Source organism: Arthrobacter sp. CJL-S3, from assembly GCF_056711635.1.
Window position 1 is genome coordinate 711,618 of record NZ_CM160046.1, and the last position, 18,181, is coordinate 729,798.

The 18,181-nt window shown below is 63.9% G+C and carries 7 protein-coding genes, 3 rRNA genes and 1 pseudogene; 6 read left to right on the forward strand and 5 right to left on the reverse strand.

Going from position 1 to position 18,181, the window contains the following annotated elements; translation table 11 throughout:
• The 5 genes from AC06G6_RS03320 to AC06G6_RS03340 all read left to right on the forward strand — a co-directional run bounded on the left by AC06G6_RS03320 (position 1) and on the right by AC06G6_RS03340 (position 10,398).
• Positions 1 to 3,714, forward strand: coding sequence for a 1,4-alpha-glucan branching enzyme (locus AC06G6_RS03320; protein WP_479826337.1), 3,714 nt, complete (start codon positions 1 to 3; stop codon positions 3,712 to 3,714).
• A gap of 479 nt (positions 3,715 to 4,193) precedes the next feature.
• A 16S ribosomal RNA gene (locus AC06G6_RS03325) occupies positions 4,194 to 5,717 on the forward strand.
• Between the two features lie 541 nt (positions 5,718 to 6,258).
• Positions 6,259 to 9,394: ribosomal RNA gene (locus tag AC06G6_RS03330) — 23S ribosomal RNA — on the forward strand.
• Positions 9,395 to 9,609: 215 nt separating this feature from the next.
• Positions 9,610 to 9,726 (forward strand): 5S ribosomal RNA (rrf, locus tag AC06G6_RS03335).
• Together the 16S, 23S and 5S rRNA genes form the textbook arrangement of a ribosomal RNA operon.
• Positions 9,727 to 9,897: 171 nt before the next feature.
• On the forward strand, positions 9,898 to 10,398 hold the full coding sequence (locus AC06G6_RS03340) for an SRPBCC domain-containing protein (RefSeq protein ID WP_479826338.1): 501 nt from the start codon (positions 9,898 to 9,900) through the stop codon (positions 10,396 to 10,398).
• On the opposite strand, the gene AC06G6_RS03345 is transcribed toward AC06G6_RS03340, so the two are convergent.
• The 3 genes from AC06G6_RS03345 to AC06G6_RS03355 are packed head-to-tail and all read right to left on the reverse strand — an operon-like array spanning position 10,376 to position 13,631.
• On the reverse strand, positions 10,376 to 10,801 hold the full coding sequence (locus AC06G6_RS03345; RefSeq protein WP_479826340.1) for a hypothetical protein: 426 nt from the start codon (positions 10,799 to 10,801) through the stop codon (positions 10,376 to 10,378). The genes AC06G6_RS03340 and AC06G6_RS03345 overlap by 23 nt on opposite strands.
• A 14-nt stretch (positions 10,802 to 10,815) precedes the next feature.
• Positions 10,816 to 11,847, reverse strand: coding sequence for a LacI family DNA-binding transcriptional regulator (locus tag AC06G6_RS03350; protein ID WP_479826342.1), 1,032 nt, complete (start codon positions 11,845 to 11,847; stop codon positions 10,816 to 10,818).
• 2 nt (positions 11,848 to 11,849) lie between these two features.
• Positions 11,850 to 13,631 (reverse strand): glycoside hydrolase family 13 protein, encoded by a 1,782-nt coding sequence (locus tag AC06G6_RS03355; protein WP_479826344.1) that lies wholly within the window; start codon positions 13,629 to 13,631, stop codon positions 11,850 to 11,852.
• Between the two features lie 385 nt (positions 13,632 to 14,016).
• Here AC06G6_RS03355 and AC06G6_RS03360 point away from each other — a divergent pair, with 385 nt between their 5' ends.
• Complete coding sequence (locus tag AC06G6_RS03360) at positions 14,017 to 15,384, forward strand: FAD-binding oxidoreductase (RefSeq protein ID WP_479826346.1); 1,368 nt, start codon at positions 14,017 to 14,019, stop codon at positions 15,382 to 15,384.
• A 97-nt stretch (positions 15,385 to 15,481) separates the two neighbouring features.
• On the opposite strand, the pseudogene AC06G6_RS03365 reads toward AC06G6_RS03360, so the two are convergent.
• A pseudogene (locus tag AC06G6_RS03365) lies at positions 15,482 to 16,901 on the reverse strand (DUF4032 domain-containing protein).
• Between the two features lie 147 nt (positions 16,902 to 17,048).
• Positions 17,049 to 18,131 carry an ABC transporter ATP-binding protein gene (locus AC06G6_RS03370; protein WP_479826348.1) on the reverse strand — a complete coding sequence of 361 codons (1,083 nt, stop codon included), beginning with the start codon at positions 18,129 to 18,131 and terminating at the stop codon, positions 17,049 to 17,051.
• Positions 18,132 to 18,181: the final 50 nt, after the last annotated feature.

The window sequence follows — 18,181 nt, forward strand, 5'->3', positions numbered from 1 at the left end:
ATGACCCGACCCACCCTTACCCCGGCCCTGAGCGGACTGCTCGGCGGCTGGCTTCCGCGCCAGCGCTGGTTCCCCGTCAAGAGCGCCGCGTTCAGCTTCGAATCCGCCGGGGGACTGCGCCTAACCGCCGGTCCCGGCGGCGCTGCAGCCGGCGCCGAACTCGAGGTGCTGCTGCTGGCTGTGAGCTACCCGACGCCGGACGGCTCGCGCACCAACGTCGTGCAGGTCCCGCTCAGCATCCGCCGCGAGCCCCTGCCGGGGGCGGACGCGGCGCTGATCGGGCAACTGTCAGAACCCGTCCCCGTCGGCGCTGCGGCCGACGACGCCGGATCTCCCGGCGCCCTCTGGGTGTACGACGGCGTCCACGACGCCGAGTTCATCGCGGCCTGGCTGGACCTCATGCGCCACAGCGGCGCCACCCCGGACGGGAACGCCACCGGCCACCTCACGGAGTCCGGCTACGTCCTGCCCCGCGCCACCGGCGTGGTCAAGGTCCTCACCGGGGAGCAGTCCAACAGTTCCGTGATCGTCGACGACGGCGAGTCGGCCGCGATCCTGAAGTTCTTCCGGGTGCTCTCCGAAGGCCAGAACCCCGAGGTGGAAATCGGCGCCGCCCTGACCGCGGAGCGGACCGTCGAAGTGCCTGCCACCCTCGGCTGGGTGACCGCGGAGTGGGCGGAGGCACCCGCCGGATCGCTGGAAACCCGCCCCGCGCGCGGCGAACTGGCCGTGGCGCACGAGTTCCTCGCCGGCGGACTGGATGCCTGGCGGCTCGCCGTCAACGCGGCGAGCGAGGGCCGGGACTTCACCCCCGAGGCCCACGCCCTGGGCGCCGCCACCGCCACGGTGCACCGCCGCCTGGCGCATGCCCTGGGCGTCGCATCTGAATCCGTCCCGGGAACCGACATCGCGCCCGGCGTAGCCCGGCGGGTGCGGCAGTCCTGGGCGCAGGCCGGGACCGCCGTCGGCCCTTACGATGAGGCGCTGGACCGGCTCCTGGAGCGCCTCGAGGGCAGCGGCGCCGGGACCCTGCAGCGGATCCACGGTGACCTCCACCTGGGCCAGATCCTGCAGGTTCCGGGCGGGGCCGGGAAGGCGCCACGCTGGGCCATCCTGGACTTCGAGGGGGAACCCCTCAGGCCCATCTCGGAGCGCAATTTCCCGGACGTTCCGCTGCGCGACGTTGTCGGCATGCTGCGGTCCTTCGACTACGCCGCCGGCGCGGCCGTCCGCGAGCACCCGGAGGCGGACGTCCCGGAGAACTGGGTGGACGACTGCGCCGAGGCCTTCCTGGCCGGGTACGCCGAAGTCATCCCCGGCAGCATCGACCGCGATTCCCCGCTCTTCGTCGCGCTGTGGCTCGACAAAGCCCTTTACGAAGTCATCTACGAACTACGCAACAGGCCCGACTGGCTCTCCATTCCGGTCCACGCATCACGTCGTCTCCTCGGTAGTACAGGTTCCGGCGTTCCTGCCGAAGCCGCAGCGGAAGGTATCAAAATGACAGGCTCAGCACGTATCGATCGTCCCGGAAGTCCACTGCCCGTGGACGCCAACACCCTGGCGAGGGTCGCCGCCGGCGAACACCACGCGCCGCACTCGGTCCTGGGCGCGCATCTCGATGACCACGGCCACGTCACCATCCGAACGGTCAAGCACCTCGCCGAAGCCGTCTCCGTGGTGACCGCGACCGGCACCTTCCCGATGACGCACGAGTCCGGCGGAGTGTGGGTTGCCGTGCTGGAACCGCTGGAAACCGGCCACGTGCCCGACTACCGGCTAGAAGTCAGCTACAAGGGCCACGCGCCGGAGCCCACCGACGACCCGTACCGGTACCTGCCCACCATTGGCGAGCTCGACCTGCACCTGATCGGCGAAGGCCGCCACGAGCGTCTCTGGGATGTGCTCGGCGCGCACGTCCAGCACTACAAGTCCGCCATGGGCGACGTCGACGGCGTCTCCTTCGCCGTGTGGGCGCCGAACGCCCAGGCGGTCCGCGTCAAGGGCGATTTCAACGGCTGGAACGGCCGTCAGCACTCGATGCGGTCCCTCGGCTCCTCCGGGGTCTGGGAACTTTTCATCCCCGGCGTTTTAGCAGGGGCGTGCTATAAATTCGAGATCCGGACTAAAGACGGTTACTGGGTGGAGAAGGCGGATCCGATGGCCTTCGGCACGGAGGTTCCGCCGCTGACGGCATCGCGTGTTGTGGAGCCCTCCTACGCGTTCAAGGATGCCGACTGGATGGAAGCCCGCGCCGCCCGGGATCCGCACAACTCGCCAATGAGCGTTTACGAAGTGCACCTTGGCTCCTGGCGGGTCGGACTCAGCTACCGGGAACTGGCCAAGGAACTGGTCGAATACGTCAAGTGGCTCGGCTTCTCGCATGTGGAGCTCATGCCGGTGGCGGAGCACCCGTTCGGCGGATCCTGGGGCTACCAGGTCACGTCCTACTTCGCCCCGACATCTCGCTTCGGCCACCCCGACGAGTTCCGGTACCTTGTGGATGAACTCCACCAGGCCGGCATCGGCGTGCTGCTGGACTGGGTGCCGGCGCACTTCCCCAAGGACGAATGGGCGCTGGCCCGGTTCGACGGGGAAGCGCTGTACGAGCACTCCGACCCCAACCTGGGCGAGCACCCGGACTGGGGAACGCTCATCTTTGACTTCGGCCGCAGCGAAGTGCGCAACTTCCTGGTCGCGAACGCGCTCTACTGGCTCGACGAATTCCACATCGACGGCCTGCGCGTGGATGCCGTCGCCTCGATGCTCTACCTGGACTACTCCCGCGAGGAGGGGCAGTGGCAGCCGAACCGCTTCGGCGGACGGGAAAACCTCGAAGCCATCTCCTTCCTGCAGGAAGTCAACGCCACGGTCTACAAGACGCACCCCGGTGCGGTCATGATCGCCGAGGAATCCACCGCCTTCCCGGGTGTCACGGCACCCACGAGCCACGGCGGCCTGGGCTTCGGGATCAAGTGGAACATGGGCTGGATGCATGACTCGCTCAAGTACATGTCCGAGGATCCGTTCAACCGCCGGTGGCACCACGGGACCATCACCTTCTCCATGGTCTACGCCTACACGGAGAACTTCCTCCTGCCGATCAGCCATGACGAGGTTGTGCACGGCAAGGGGTCGATGCTGCGGAAGATGCCGGGGGACCGCTGGCAGCAGCTGGCGAACCTGCGCGCCTTCCTGGGCTACCAGTGGGCCCACCCGGGCAAGAAGCTGATCTTCATGGGCACCGAATTCGGCCAGGAAGCCGAATGGTCCGAGCAGCACGGCCTCGACTGGTGGCTGGCGGAAATTCCGGCGCACCGGGGGATACAGCTCCTGGCCAAGGACCTTAACGAGCTGTACCGCGCCACCCCGGCGCTCTACGAACGGGACAACGACCCCGCCGGCTTCCAGTGGATCAATGGCGGGGACTCCAACCGCAATGTCCTGACCTTCATCCGCCGGGACGCCGCGGGCAACCCGCTGGTGTGCGCCTTCAACTTCTCAGGAGCCCCGCACGTCGACTTCCACCTGGGGGTCCCCGCGGTGGGGCAGTGGGAGGAAGTGCTGAACACCGACGCCGACGCGTACGGCGGTTCCGGCGTCCTGAACGAGGGAACGCTCACTGCCCCGGACCTGGCCATCGACGGCCAGCCGGCCACCCTGATTGTCACGCTGCCCCCGCTGGGTGCCGCGTACTTCAAGCCGGTGGGCTGACTATTGACTGCCGTCCCTAACGGCCCGGCGTAGCGTCGTCGAAGAGCCCGGAATCCCCGTGATTCCGGGCTTTTTGATGCCCTGGCGCAGCCCGCTCGGACGCCCCTTTGTCAGCGGGGCGAAGTGGTGGTAGAGTTTATTTCCGCGCTGCTCCCCGGAGTTGAACGGCCACCACGACCCAGATGCCTCACGGCAAGCCTGAGTCGGGGCGCCGAATTGACAAGGGTGAAGCGGCCCGGTAAGTTAGTAAAGTTGCTCCGGAGCGATCCACGGCTGAGGTTGTGGTGGTGCCGGGTGTGTCTGTTGTTTGAGAACTCAATAGTGTGCCAAGTTTGTTGATACCAATTTATTGTATTGAATTGGTTGAATTGATCAGGCCTGCCACCCCGTGGTGTGGTCTGGTTTTTACAGCTGGTTTCAAATTTTGTGCATTGTGTGCATCCCGTTTTCCCGGGGGCGCATGGTGTGTCTGTTTTACTTCAACGGAGAGTTTGATCCTGGCTCAGGATGAACGCTGGCGGCGTGCTTAACACATGCAAGTCGAACGATGATCCCAGCTTGCTGGGGGATTAGTGGCGAACGGGTGAGTAACACGTGAGTAACCTGCCCTTAACTCTGGGATAAGCCTGGGAAACTGGGTCTAATACCGGATATGACTCCTCATCGCATGGTGGGGGGTGGAAAGCTTTATTGTGGTTTTGGATGGACTCGCGGCCTATCAGCTTGTTGGTGAGGTAATGGCTCACCAAGGCGACGACGGGTAGCCGGCCTGAGAGGGTGACCGGCCACACTGGGACTGAGACACGGCCCAGACTCCTACGGGAGGCAGCAGTGGGGAATATTGCACAATGGGCGAAAGCCTGATGCAGCGACGCCGCGTGAGGGATGACGGCCTTCGGGTTGTAAACCTCTTTCAGTAGGGAAGAAGCGAAAGTGACGGTACCTGCAGAAGAAGCGCCGGCTAACTACGTGCCAGCAGCCGCGGTAATACGTAGGGCGCAAGCGTTATCCGGAATTATTGGGCGTAAAGAGCTCGTAGGCGGTTTGTCGCGTCTGCCGTGAAAGTCCGGGGCTCAACTCCGGATCTGCGGTGGGTACGGGCAGACTAGAGTGATGTAGGGGAGACTGGAATTCCTGGTGTAGCGGTGAAATGCGCAGATATCAGGAGGAACACCGATGGCGAAGGCAGGTCTCTGGGCATTAACTGACGCTGAGGAGCGAAAGCATGGGGAGCGAACAGGATTAGATACCCTGGTAGTCCATGCCGTAAACGTTGGGCACTAGGTGTGGGGGACATTCCACGTTTTCCGCGCCGTAGCTAACGCATTAAGTGCCCCGCCTGGGGAGTACGGCCGCAAGGCTAAAACTCAAAGGAATTGACGGGGGCCCGCACAAGCGGCGGAGCATGCGGATTAATTCGATGCAACGCGAAGAACCTTACCAAGGCTTGACATGAACCGGAAACACCTGGAAACAGGTGCCCCGCTTGCGGTCGGTTTACAGGTGGTGCATGGTTGTCGTCAGCTCGTGTCGTGAGATGTTGGGTTAAGTCCCGCAACGAGCGCAACCCTCGTTCTATGTTGCCAGCGCGTTATGGCGGGGACTCATAGGAGACTGCCGGGGTCAACTCGGAGGAAGGTGGGGACGACGTCAAATCATCATGCCCCTTATGTCTTGGGCTTCACGCATGCTACAATGGCCGGTACAAAGGGTTGCGATACTGTGAGGTGGAGCTAATCCCAAAAAGCCGGTCTCAGTTCGGATTGGGGTCTGCAACTCGACCCCATGAAGTCGGAGTCGCTAGTAATCGCAGATCAGCAACGCTGCGGTGAATACGTTCCCGGGCCTTGTACACACCGCCCGTCAAGTCACGAAAGTTGGTAACACCCGAAGCCGGTGGCCTAACCCCTTGTGGGAGGGAGCTGTCGAAGGTGGGACTGGCGATTGGGACTAAGTCGTAACAAGGTAGCCGTACCGGAAGGTGCGGCTGGATCACCTCCTTTCTAAGGAGCACCTACAATCATCTTGCCCCGTGTATGCGGGTGTGGAGGGGTTGTCAGGAGTACGCCCGTTGCGCAGACGCTAGTTCTGCGGCGGGTGCTCACGGGTGGAATATCAGCAAATAGCGGCCGCCGGTTTTTCCCCGGCACCCAGTACGGATACACGCCCCTTTGGGGTGGTGGTCCTGGAACGGTGCCTGGGAGGGTAACGGGCGGTTTAGTGTTTGGCACACTGTTGGGTCCTGAGGCAACAGGACCACGGCACGCAGCTCTGCGCGGGTTCCCTTACGGGGGAGTCCGGCGCGGGGGCGGCGTGGTGTGGGACTTGTGTTTCTGGTTTCCTGGCTGCACCGAGCACACACGAATGCGTGTGTGGGGTGTGTGGTACGGGGTTGTTGTTTGAGAACTACATAGTGGACGCGAGCATCTTTTATAAGAAGCAATTTCCAAGATATATGAACCTGGATCTGTTGTCTCATCCTTAGGGGTGGGGTGATGGTTTCTGTGGTTCTCTCGAAAGAATAGCGTTTTATTGATCTTTTGTGGTCAAGTTTTTAAGAGCACACGGTGGATGCCTTGGCATTAGGAGCCGAAGAAGGACGTAGGAATCTGCGATAAGCCTGGGGGAGTCGATAACCGGACTGTGATCCCAGGGTGTCCGAATGGGGAAACCCCGCCAGGGGCGCGAGCTGCCTGGTGACCCGCATCTGAACACATAGGGTGCGTGGAGGGAACGCGGGGAAGTGAAACATCTCAGTACCCGCAGGAAGAGAAAACAATAGTGATTCCGTCAGTAGTGGCGAGCGAACGCGGATCAGGCTAAACCGTTCCATGTGTGATAGCCGGCGGGCGTTGCATGGTCGGGGTTGTGGGACTTCCCATTCTGTCTCTGCCGGGACAGTGGGGTGTGTAGTACAGGCATAGGTGAACGGTCTTGAAAGGCCGGCCAGAGAGGGTGTGAGCCCCGTAACCGAAATGTTGTGTACCGCCCGGGGAGTATCCCAAGTAGCACGGGGCCCGAGAAATCCCGTGTGAATCTGTCAGGACCACCTGATAAGCCTAAATACTCCCTAATGACCGATAGCGGACCAGTACCGTGAGGGAAAGGTGAAAAGTACCCCGGGAGGGGAGTGAAACAGTACCTGAAACCGTGTGCTTACAATCCGTCGGAGCCAGTCTGATTCTGGTGACGGCGTGCCTTTTGAAGAATGAGCCTGCGAGTTAGTGTTACGTCGCGAGGTTAACCCGTGTGGGGAAGCCGTAGCGAAAGCGAGTCTGAATAGGGCGTTGCAGTGGCGTGATCTAGACCCGAAGCGAAGTGATCTACCCATGGCCAGGTTGAAGCGACGGTAAGACGTCGTGGAGGACCGAACCCACTTCAGTTGAAAATGGAGGGGATGAGCTGTGGGTAGGGGTGAAAGGCCAATCAAACTTCGTGATAGCTGGTTCTCCCCGAAATGCATTTAGGTGCAGCGTTGCGTGTTTCTTACCGGAGGTAGAGCTACTGGATGGCTAATGGGCCCTACAAGGTTACTGACGTCAGCCAAACTCCGAATGCCGGTAAGTGAGAGCGCAGCAGTGAGACTGTGGGGGATAAGCTTCATAGTCGAGAGGGAAACAGCCCAGACCACCAACTAAGGCCCCTAAGCGTGTGCTAAGTGGGAAAGGATGTGGAGTTGCGAAGACAACCAGGAGGTTGGCTTAGAAGCAGCCATCCTTAAAAGAGTGCGTAATAGCTCACTGGTCAAGTGATTCCGCGCCGACAATGTAGCGGGGCTCAAGTACACCGCCGAAGTTGTGGATTTCAGATATTAGCTAAGCCGCCCCTTGTGGGTTGGTTCAGGCGTCTGGAGTGGTAGGGGAGCGTCGTGTGGGCAGTGAAGTCGCGGTGTAAACCAGCGGTGGAGCCTACACGAGTGAGAATGCAGGCATGAGTAGCGAAAGACGGGTGAGAAACCCGTCCGCCGAATGATCAAGGGTTCCAGGGTCAAGCTAATCTGCCCTGGGTAAGTCGGGACCTAAGGCGAGGCCGACAGGCGTAGTCGATGGACAACGGGTTGATATTCCCGTACCGGCGAAAAACCGCCCATGCTGAACAGGGGATACTAACCGCCCGAAACCTGCCCGGCCGCCCTTGTGGCGACCCGGGTTTTGGTGGAGCGCGGGACCTGATCCTGGGAGGCAAGCGTATTAACAGGTGTGACGCAGGAAGGTAGCCGAGCCGGGCGATGGTTGTCCCGGTCTAAGGATGTAGGGCGAACGGTAGGCAAATCCGCCGTTCATGATGCCTGAGACCCGATGGGACTCCCGTAAGGGGGGATTCGGTGATCCTATGCTGCCTAGAAAAGCATCGACGCGAGGTTTTAGCCGCCCGTACCCCAAACCGACACAGGTGATCAGGTAGAGAATACTAAGGCGATCGAGAGAATTATGGTTAAGGAACTCGGCAAAATGCCCCCGTAACTTCGGGAGAAGGGGGGCCCCCATCGTGATGGACACTAGCTGTCCGGAGCGTGCAGGGGCCGCAGAGACCAGGGGGAAGCGACTGTTTACTAAAAACACAGGTCCGTGCGAAGTCGCAAGACGATGTATACGGACTGACTCCTGCCCGGTGCTGGAAGGTTAAGAGGACCGGTTAGCCGCAAGGCGAAGCTGAGAATTCAAGCCCCAGTAAACGGCGGTGGTAACTATAACCATCCTAAGGTAGCGAAATTCCTTGTCGGGTAAGTTCCGACCTGCACGAATGGAGTAACGACTTCCCCGCTGTCTCAACCATAAACTCGGCGAAATTGCAGTACGAGTAAAGATGCTCGTTACGCGCAGCAGGACGGAAAGACCCCGAGACCTTTACTATAGTTTGGTATTGGTGTTCGGAGTGGCTTGTGTAGGATAGGTGGGAGACGTTGAAGCCCGGACGCCAGTTCGGGTGGAGTCATCGTTGAAATACCACTCTGGTCACTTTGGACATCTAACTTCGGCCCGTAATCCGGGTCAGGGACAGTGCCTGATGGGTAGTTTAACTGGGGCGGTTGCCTCCTAAAAAGTAACGGAGGCGCCCAAAGGTTCCCTCAGCCTGGTTGGCAATCAGGTGTCGAGTGTAAGTGCACAAGGGAGCTTGACTGTGAGAGAGACATCTCGAGCAGGGACGAAAGTCGGGACTAGTGATCCGGCGGTACATTGTGGAATGGCCGTCGCTCAACGGATAAAAGGTACCTCGGGGATAACAGGCTGATCTTGCCCAAGAGTCCATATCGACGGCATGGTTTGGCACCTCGATGTCGGCTCGTCGCATCCTGGGGCTGGAGTAGGTCCCAAGGGTTGGGCTGTTCGCCCATTAAAGCGGTACGCGAGCTGGGTTTAGAACGTCGTGAGACAGTTCGGTCCCTATCCGCTGCGCGCGCAGGAAATTTGAGAAGGGCTGTCCTTAGTACGAGAGGACCGGGACGGACGAACCTCTGGTGTGTCAGTTGTACTGCCAAGTGCACCGCTGATTAGCTACGTTCGGATGGGATAACCGCTGAAAGCATCTAAGCGGGAAGCTCGCTTCGAGATGAGATTTCCATACACCTTGTGTGTGAGAGGCCCCCAGCCAGACCACTGGGTTGATAGGCCGGATGTGGAAGCGAGGACTAACGACTCGTGAAGCTGACCGGTACTAATAGGCCGATAACTTACACCACACACTCCCTTCGTGAACGGATTCAAAAGACGTTCACACCATGAAGAGAGTACAAAGATAACAAGACTGCTTGCGTCCACTATGTGGTTCCCAAACAACAAACCCGTTGCTTGAGGAACAAAAACCACAACAAAATAAACAACACCACAGTTGTAACACCACAGATTTCCCACCCGCCACACCCCCAGGGGCCGTGACGGGAACGGGAGCAAGGGTTACGGCGGTCATAGCGTGGGGGAAACGCCCGGTCCCATTCCGAACCCGGAAGCTAAGACCCACAGCGCCGATGGTACTGCACCCGGGAGGGTGTGGGAGAGTAGGTCACCGCCGGAACATCATTAAACGGTCGAGAGCCCCAACCACACGGTTGGGGCTCTCCCGCATTTAACGCCCAAACACTTCCTAGAGAATCGCCGTCATGGTCCTCCAGCCCGGACCCACACCGCCAGCCGCTCTCCTGCCAGGACGTGAGGGAGTGACGGGCCGCGGGTAGAGTTGTTGCCCATGGACAACCTCTTCAGCCACGCAGCCCCTGACGCCGCCGAGACACCGGAGCCGGCAGCAGCCGACGGGCTGGAGCCTGTCGTGTACACCGTTATTGTCCCGGGGGCAGTGGCGCGTGCCTTTGTTGGATTCACCGAACACACGCACCTCTGGTGGCCCCTGGAGGAGCACAGCGTCTTCGGTGCCGGCTCCTATGTTGAATTCGAAGAGAACCTGGTCCTGGAGAGCGCGGACGACGGCAGGACCGCCATCTGGGGGTCCATCGATGACTGGCAGCCCCCGCTCTCTTTCCACGCCAGCTGGCACCCCGGTACGTCCGCCGTCTGGTCCACGGAGCTGCGCGTCGCGTTCCGGGCCGTGGAGGGCGGAACCGAGCTCCGCCTTGTGCACAGCGGGTGGGAAGGTGCCGAGGACCCCGCCGCAACGCGGGCCGAGTACGCCGCCGGCTGGCCGGGAGTCCTGGACCGCTTCGTGCGGTTCATGGGCGGGGCTGGCGCCTAAGGCTTCCGGCCCCAAAGCGTTCCCGAGGCAGCCCGCCAAAGAGACCAGCTAGTGCGAGGGGGAAGGCGGCAACAGCTGCGATGTGGCGGAGGAGACTGTAGGGGGCAAACACTGCGATGCCACCGACCAGGACCGCCGGCGCCGCGACGAACGTAGTGACCCAGCGCGGGTCACCTCGCAACGCCGACCAGAGAGCCGCGCCCAAGGACGCCACGGCTCCGGCGAGGATGAACAGTCCTCCCACGCGTGCATCCTCCACGAGGGCCGGCTCCGGTGTAAAGCCGAAGAACAGCGCTCTCAGCAGCCCTGTGCTCATGAGGGTTATCGACGCGACGACAAGCAGCGCCCAGAGCACAGTTCCGACCCATCCCTCTCGATGTCCGGTGGTGCGTTCCTGGCTCATTAGATTCCCCCGGGCTAGTGGAGCGGCGCCGTGTCCACCGGCGGAACGGTCGTGCTGGAACGGATTACAAAGCGCGTGGGGTACTCGGTGTCCGCCGCCCCGGTGTCCCCGGCGCCGTCGAGCCCGGCCAGCAGGCGGCGGACAGCCAGCGCGCCCTGGCCGCGGGCGTCCTGGTCAATCGTCGTGAGACCAAACACCCCACCGAGTTCGTGGCCGTCGATGCCGATCACGGACAGGTCGTCCGGTACCCGCAGCCCGAAGTCGCGGGCGGCGAGGATGATGCCGATCGCCATTTCATCGGACGCCGCGAAGACGGCAGTCGGCCGCTCCACGGAGCCGCCGAGCAGTTGCCGGGCGCTGGCGTAGGCGCCCTGGATGGTGAAGTCGGCGGAGACCTGCCATTCCGGCCGGATCGCCAGCCCGGCGTCATTCATGGCCTTCTTGAACCCGGCCTGGCGGGTGCCCGGCAGGCGGAAGTCCTGCTCGTAGGCCGCGTCACCGGTCATGTGGGCGATCTTGCTGTGGCCGAGCTGGATCAGGTGGCGGGCCGCGGCCCGGGCAATACCCGAATCGTCGATGCGGATGGTGGAGGCGCCGGGCAGCGGGCCGCCGATGCCGACGATGGGCCGGTGGATCGCGAGCAGCTGCTGGATCTCGGCTTCGCTGAGCTCCAGCGACACGGCAATCACCGCGTCCACCCGCTTGCGCAGCAGGAAGTCGTTCAGCACGCTGTGCCGGCGTTCCTGCCCCTCGCTGACGTTGTAAAGCGTGAGGTCATAGCCCGCGTCCAGCAAGGTGGCCGAGACGCCCTCCACAACCGAGGAAAAGAACCAGCGGTGCACGGACGGAACCACAACGCCCACGTTGTGGTTCCGTCCGGAGGCCAGGCTGGACGCATGGTACGAGAGGACGAAGCCGAGTTCGGCAGCGGCGCTCTGGGCGCGTTCCCGGCTGCGGGCCGAGACATTTCCCTTGCCGCTCAAGGCCCGCGAAACGGTGGCTATGGAGAGGCCAGCCCGCTCAGCGACGTCCTTGATGCCGGGCATTCTTAGCTCTCCGCGTCCTCGATGTAGATTTCCAGCCAAACAGTTTCCCCTGAGCCTAACCGATGCCCCGGGCCGGCCGGATCAGATGACGAGGGACCGTCCCCGGCGGAGGCCTGGGAGCTGCGCAGCAGCACCCGCCCGGCGGGGAGTTCGACAGCCTCATGCCCCACGTTGAGCAGTACCAGGGTGGTGCCGTTCAGGTACGCGAGGCAGCTGTCCGTGCACCACTGCTCCGCCCAGGCCAGGGAACCCTGGCCGAGCCCCAGTTCGCGCCGGACTGCCAGCATGCGCCGGTACAGGTTGAGGTGTGACGACGGCGACGCGGCCTGGGCGTCACGCGCCAGGCCCGTGAAGCTTGCCGGCTGGGGAAGCCACGGGGCGGCCCCGTCGCCGAATCCGGCGTGCAGTTCGGCGGCGCGCCACGGCAGGGGCACGCGGCAGCCGTCGCGGCCCAGGCGTTCGCCGCCGGTGCGCCCGAACGTGGGGTCCTGCCGCTGGCTGTCCGGGATGTCGATCCCGTCGGGCAGGCCAAGCTCTTCGCCCTGGTAAAGGTACGCGCCGCCGGGCAGTCCGAGCATGAACATGGACGCGGCCGCGGCCCGGGAGCGGCCACGGGCCTCGTCCGGCTGGGGATCGAAGGCGCCGATCCCGTCGCCGTCGCGCGGTGCGTGGCCGTCGTAGCCGAACCGGGTGGCGTGCCGGACGACGTCGTGGTTGGAGAGCACCCAGGTGCTGGGTGCCCCGACGGAGTCGAGCGCGGTCAGGGATTCGGTGATGACCCCGCGCATGCGGTGGACGTCCAAGCCGGCGTGCAGGTACGGGAAGTTGAAGGCCTGGTGCATTTCATCCGGCCGGACCCAGTCGGCCAGGCGGGGGAGCGGATCCACGTTCGCTTCGGCGCACAGGATACGGTCCGGGCCGTATTCGGCGAGGATCCGCCGCCATTTGCGGTAGATGTCGTGCAGCGCGGGCTGCCCGAACATCGGAGCGTCATGGCCGGGGTAGCCGTCGCAGCTGTTCCCGTCGGCCCGGCCGCCCCATTCCGGCAGCCCCGGGGCCTTGACCAGGGCATGGGCAACGTCCACCCGGAAGCCCGAAACGCCGCGGTCCAGCCAGAAACGCAGGACCTGCTCGAATTCCTCGTGCACGGCATCGTTGTCCCAGTTGAAGTCCGGCTGGGAAGTGTCAAAGAGGTGCAGGTACCACTGGCCCGGGGTGCCGTCCGGATCGGCGATCCGGGTCCAGGCCGGGCCGCCGAAGTGCGACTCCCAGTTGTTCGGCGGCTCCTCGCCGTACTGGCCGCGGCCGTCGCGGAAGATGAACATGTCCCGCTCCGGGCTGCCGGCGGGCGCGGCCAGCGCAGCCTGGAAAGCGGCGTGCTGGTCCGAGCAGTGGTTCGGTACCAGGTCCACGATCATCCGCAGGCCCAGCCGCGTGGCCTCGGCCATCATGGCGTCAAAGTCTGCCAGCGTGCCGAACAGGGGATCCACATCGCAGTAATCGCTGACGTCGTAGCCGGCGTCGCGCTGCGGGGAACGGTAGAACGGGGAGAGCCAGACGGCGTCGATGTCCAGTTCCGCCAGCTTCGGCAGCTCGGCGGTGATGCCGGCGAGGTCGCCGACGCCGTCCCCGTTCAGGTCCCTGAACGAGCGCGGGTACACCTGGTAGATGACGGCGGAGCGCCACCAGCCAGGGAGATGATCTGCGGGGTGCACCGGCGTCAGGGGGCCGGTCAGGGCCCCGGTCAGTTCGGCGGGGGCGGCGAGTGCTGAGTCAACGGACATGCGGGTAATCGTAAGGCCGAATCAGGCAGATTGAAAACGCTTCCAGCCGGAATCCTGCTGTGCGCTTTCTGCCAGCGTATGGATAGTATCCGTTCGGCGTCTCCTGCCGGCACGCTGACGTGCGGCTATATCGCACAGGACGGTTCTTCGGGTCTCGGGTGGCACCCCGCCTGCTACCCGCCAGTAATGTGACTTTTCAATGTCACATCTCCCGGCACTTTGGAAGCGCTTGCAACTGTGAGCCGCATCACGGACAATGCCGCCGCCCCCAGAGCCTTAGCTGAGGTCTCCGACAGCCCGCCAGGGATGATCCCTTGGCGCCCAATCCGGCGCTCCCGGGTCCGCGCCTTAGACTGAAGGCCGGAGTCGACGAACTGGAGACCGCATGAGCATCATCGACGAGCTCACCTCTGCCCTGGGACCGGCCAAAGTCGCCCTGGACGCGCCCACCCTGACTGTCTACGCCGTGGATCAGGCGCCGGTGCTGGACTACCAGCTGCCGCAGGCCGTGGTCCGGGCCGAATCCATCGAAGACGTCCAGGCCACCGTCCGCGCCTGCGCCGCCCGCGGGGTTCCGCTCGTGGCCCGCGGCGCCGGGACCGGGGTCTCGGGTGGTGCGCACGCGAGCAAGGACTGCGTTGTGCTGAGCCTGGAACGGATGAACCGCATCCTGGACCTCAACGCCGATGACGAAACAGCCGTCGTCGAACCCGGGGTCATCAACGCGGACCTCAATGCGGCCGCCGCAGTCCACGGACTCATGTACGCCCCGGACCCGGCCAGCTTCAAGCAGTCCACGATCGGCGGCAACGTGGCCACGAACGCCGGCGGCCTGCGCTGCGCAAAGTACGGGGTGACCCGCGACTCCGTGCTGGCGCTCGACGTCGTGCTGGCGGACGGTTCGCTTATCCACACCGGCCACCAGACCTTCAAGGGTGTCGCCGGCTACGACCTCACCGGGCTCTTCGTCGGTTCCGAGGGGACCCTGGGGATCGTCGTCGGCATTACCGTCCGGCTCAAGTACCTCCCGCAGGACGTGCACACGATCGCCGCCTTCTACCCGGACTTCCGCAGCGCCGCGGCCGGTGTCCTTGCCGTCGGCAGGGCACGCGTGCAGCCGGCCATCATGGAACTGCTCGACAGCGGCACCCTGGCCCAGCTTGATGCGCTCCACGGCTCGGACCTCGCCGCCCGTGGACAGTCCCTCTTGCTGATCCAGACCGACGGCTTCGGCGCAGCGGCGGAAGCGGCTGCGATCCGGCCCGTCCTCGTGGCCGGCGGCGCGGTCGTGACCATGGAAGCCAGCGCGGAGGCGGAGCGGCTGGTGGAGCTGCGGCGCAACAGCCGCGGGGTGGAGGTCGACGACGAATACCGGGTGGGCGAGGACGTCGCCGTCCCGCGTTCCCGGCTCGTGGACTATGTCGCTGAGCTGGAAGCCATGGCGGCGGCGTACGGGGTCAGGCTCAAGGTGGTGGCACACGCCGGCGACGGCAATCTGCACCCGACGTTCTGGGTGGACCGGGTGGACAACGCTGTGGGAGCCGATGCCATGGGGCGGCTGGGCGAGGCCCTGGACAAATCCATCACCGTGGCGCTGGCGATGGGCGGCACCATCACGGGGGAGCACGGGATCGGCCAGTTTAAGCTGCGCTGGCTCGGGCTGGAACAGAAGGAGCCCGTGCGCGAACTGCAGCGCCGGATCAAGGAGCTCTTCGACCCGGCCGGCATCCTGAACCCGGGCAAGGCGATTTAGCGCGGCCGTGCCACGACCGGCCCCCCCAACTAGCTCGCAGCAAAGGCCGTTTTGAGGGCTCAGAACGGCCCCTGCTGCGAGTGAGTCGGGTGTGCACTCAGTCGTCGGAGTCCGGGTACTCCTCGATGGATTCGTCGGCGCCGTAGCGGGATTCCTCCGTTTCCACCTCCAGGATCTTCAGCAGCCCCGTGTCCGGGTTCAGCATGATGGCCGCCTCGTCCCGGCGGTGGCGCAGCTCGGAGTCGATGTAGGACTGCACGGCTTCGGCCAGCGGAATGTGCCGGTTCTCCTTCTCGGACATGTACCAGCGGTGCTCCAGGATCTCGTGCACGGCCTCCGCGGGCTCCAGCTTCCCGGACAGGTCGCGGGGGATGGAACGAACAATCGGTTCGAAGATCTGGCTGACCCACAGGTGGGCGCTGTATTCCTCGTCCATTCCGGGGTTGTTGTCCGCGCGGAAGGAGTCCATGTCATTCAGCAGCCGGGCGGGCCTGGTTTTCCTGGGCGTCGAGGCCGGTCAGGCGCAGCAGCCGGCGCTGGTGGTGGCCGGCGTCGACCACCTTGGGCTGCAGCTGAATCGTCGAACCGTTCTGCGTCGTCTTGATCGCGTATTCTTCGACGTCGAAGCCGAGCTCGTTGAGCTTCCGGATGCGGGCCGCCACCCGCCAGCGCTCACCGATCTCGAAGGATTCCTTCTCCGTCAGCTCGGTCCAGAGGCGCCGGTAGCTGTCCATGATGAGTTCGCTCGTGGCCACGGGGTCCACTTTTTCCTCGATCAGGCCGCCGTCGAGCAGGTCCATGAGTTCACCGGCGATATTGACCCGGGCGATTTCCAGATCGTATTCGCGCTGGCCCGTTGACAGGTCCGGGTAGAGCTCGCCGGTTTCCGCGTCCACGAGGTAGGCGGCGAACGCGCCGGCGTCGCGGCGGAACAGCGTGTTGGAAAGGGAGACGTCGCCCCAGTAGAACCCGATCAGGTGCAGGCGAACCATGAGCAGGGCCTGGGCGTCGATCAGGCGCGTGAGGGTGTCCTTGCGCAGCATCTGCGAGAAGAGGGCGCGGTAGGGCATGGAGAACTTCAGGTGCCGGGTGACCAGCACTGGGTTCAGCGGCCGGCCCTCCGGCGTCGTGCGGCCGGTGATGACGGCGACCGGTTCCACGCAGGGCACGTCCAGCCGGGCGAGCTTGCGGAGCATGTGGTACTCGTGGCGGGCCACGTGTTCCGAGGTTTCCTTGATGGCGATGACCGAGCCGCCAAGGTGGGCGAAGCGCACGATGTGGCGGGAGATGCCGCGGGGGAGCGCGGCGAGGTATTCCGCCGGCCAGTCCTCCAGCGAGATGTGCCACGGCAGGTCCAGCAGCTCCGGGTCGGTCGCCGCGGCGGTGATGCTCAGCGAGCTCGAGGCCACGGACGACTTGCTGTCATTGGCGCTGGCGGCTTCGAACCGGGGCAGCTTGCCGATCTGACCGTAGTCGGTGGGTTCGTCGTGCCACTGGGCACTGTTTTCCTCGGTGATGTGGTTGTCCTCGGTCATGAGCCAATTCTTCCGTACTAAGGGCGCCGGCCCTAACGAAAGGGTGCTGCCTGGCAGTTAAAGCCCGACGGCGGCCCTCCACTGGGGAGGACCGCCGTCAGTCGTGCAGTGCCGGTGGGTGGGTGGGGACTAGTCGCCCAGGCGCAGGCCGGTCTTGGTGTCGAACAGGTGCACGTGGCCCGACTGCGGGCGGACCCAGATGGATTCACCCTTCATCGGGGGGCGGCGGCCGTCGACACGGGCCACGATATCGTGGCTCTGGCCGTCCAGCGTGGTGTGGCCGTAGACATAGGCGTCGGCGCCGAGTTCTTCGACGACGTCGACCTCAACCTGGAGGCCTTCACCCTGGGCGACCTGCTCGAGGTCCTCCGGGCGGGAGCCGAGCGTGACGGTCTGGCCGTGGGCTTCTTCGAGGACGTTGCGCGGTACCGGGTAGACGGTGCCGCCGAACTGCACGCCGCCGTCGACGACGGGAAGTTCCAGCAGGTTCATGGCGGGGGAGCCGATGAAGCCGGCCACGAAGACGTTCTTGGGCTTGTCGTACAGGTTGCGCGGGGTGTCGACCTGCATCAGCAGGCCGTCCTTCAGCACGGCGACGCGGTCGCCCATGGTCATGGCCTCGACCTGGTCGTGGGTCACGTAGACCGTGGTGACGCCGAGGCGGCGGGTCAGGGACGCGATCTGCGTGCGGGTCTGCACGCGGAGCTTGGCATCAAGGTTCGACAGCGGCTCATCCATGAGGAAGACCTGCGGGTTACGCACGATCGCGCGGCCCATGGCAACACGCTGGCGCTGGCCGCCGGAGAGTGCCTTCGGCTTGCGGTCCAGGTAAGGCTCGAGGTCCAGGAGCTTGGCGGCTTCACGGACACGCTCGGCGCGCTCTTCCTTGCTGACGCCGGCGATCTTCAGGGCGAAGCCCATGTTGTCCGCCACCGTCATGTGCGGGTAGAGGGCGTAGTTCTGGAAGACCATGGCGATGTCGCGGTCCTTCGGGGGGACATCGGTGACATCGCGGTCGCCAATCAGGATCCGGCCGGCGTTGACGTCCTCAAGACCTGCGAGCATGCGCAGGGAGGTCGACTTGCCACAGCCGGAAGGTCCAACGAGGACCAGGAATTCGCCATCGGCGATTTCAATGTTGAGCTTGTCAACAGCGGGCTTATCCGTGCCCGGGTACAGACGTGTTGCGTTATCAAAAGTAACTGTAGCCACAGTTATCAATCCCTTCACCGGCAGGTACGTGCCGGACGATCCGTAGTGAA

Coding starts and splice junctions, on each gene's coding strand:
- AC06G6_RS03355 (WP_479826344.1), bottom strand. CDS start 13,631: ATGTCCGTTGACTCAGCACTCGCCGCCCCCGCCGAACTGACCGGGGCC.
- AC06G6_RS03320 (WP_479826337.1), top strand. CDS start 1: ATGACCCGACCCACCCTTACCCCGGCCCTGAGCGGACTGCTCGGCGGC.
- AC06G6_RS03345 (WP_479826340.1), bottom strand. CDS start 10,801: ATGAGCCAGGAACGCACCACCGGACATCGAGAGGGATGGGTCGGAACT.
- AC06G6_RS03350 (WP_479826342.1), bottom strand. CDS start 11,847: ATGCCCGGCATCAAGGACGTCGCTGAGCGGGCTGGCCTCTCCATAGCC.
- AC06G6_RS03340 (WP_479826338.1), top strand. CDS start 9,898: ATGGACAACCTCTTCAGCCACGCAGCCCCTGACGCCGCCGAGACACCG.
- AC06G6_RS03360 (WP_479826346.1), top strand. CDS start 14,017: ATGAGCATCATCGACGAGCTCACCTCTGCCCTGGGACCGGCCAAAGTC.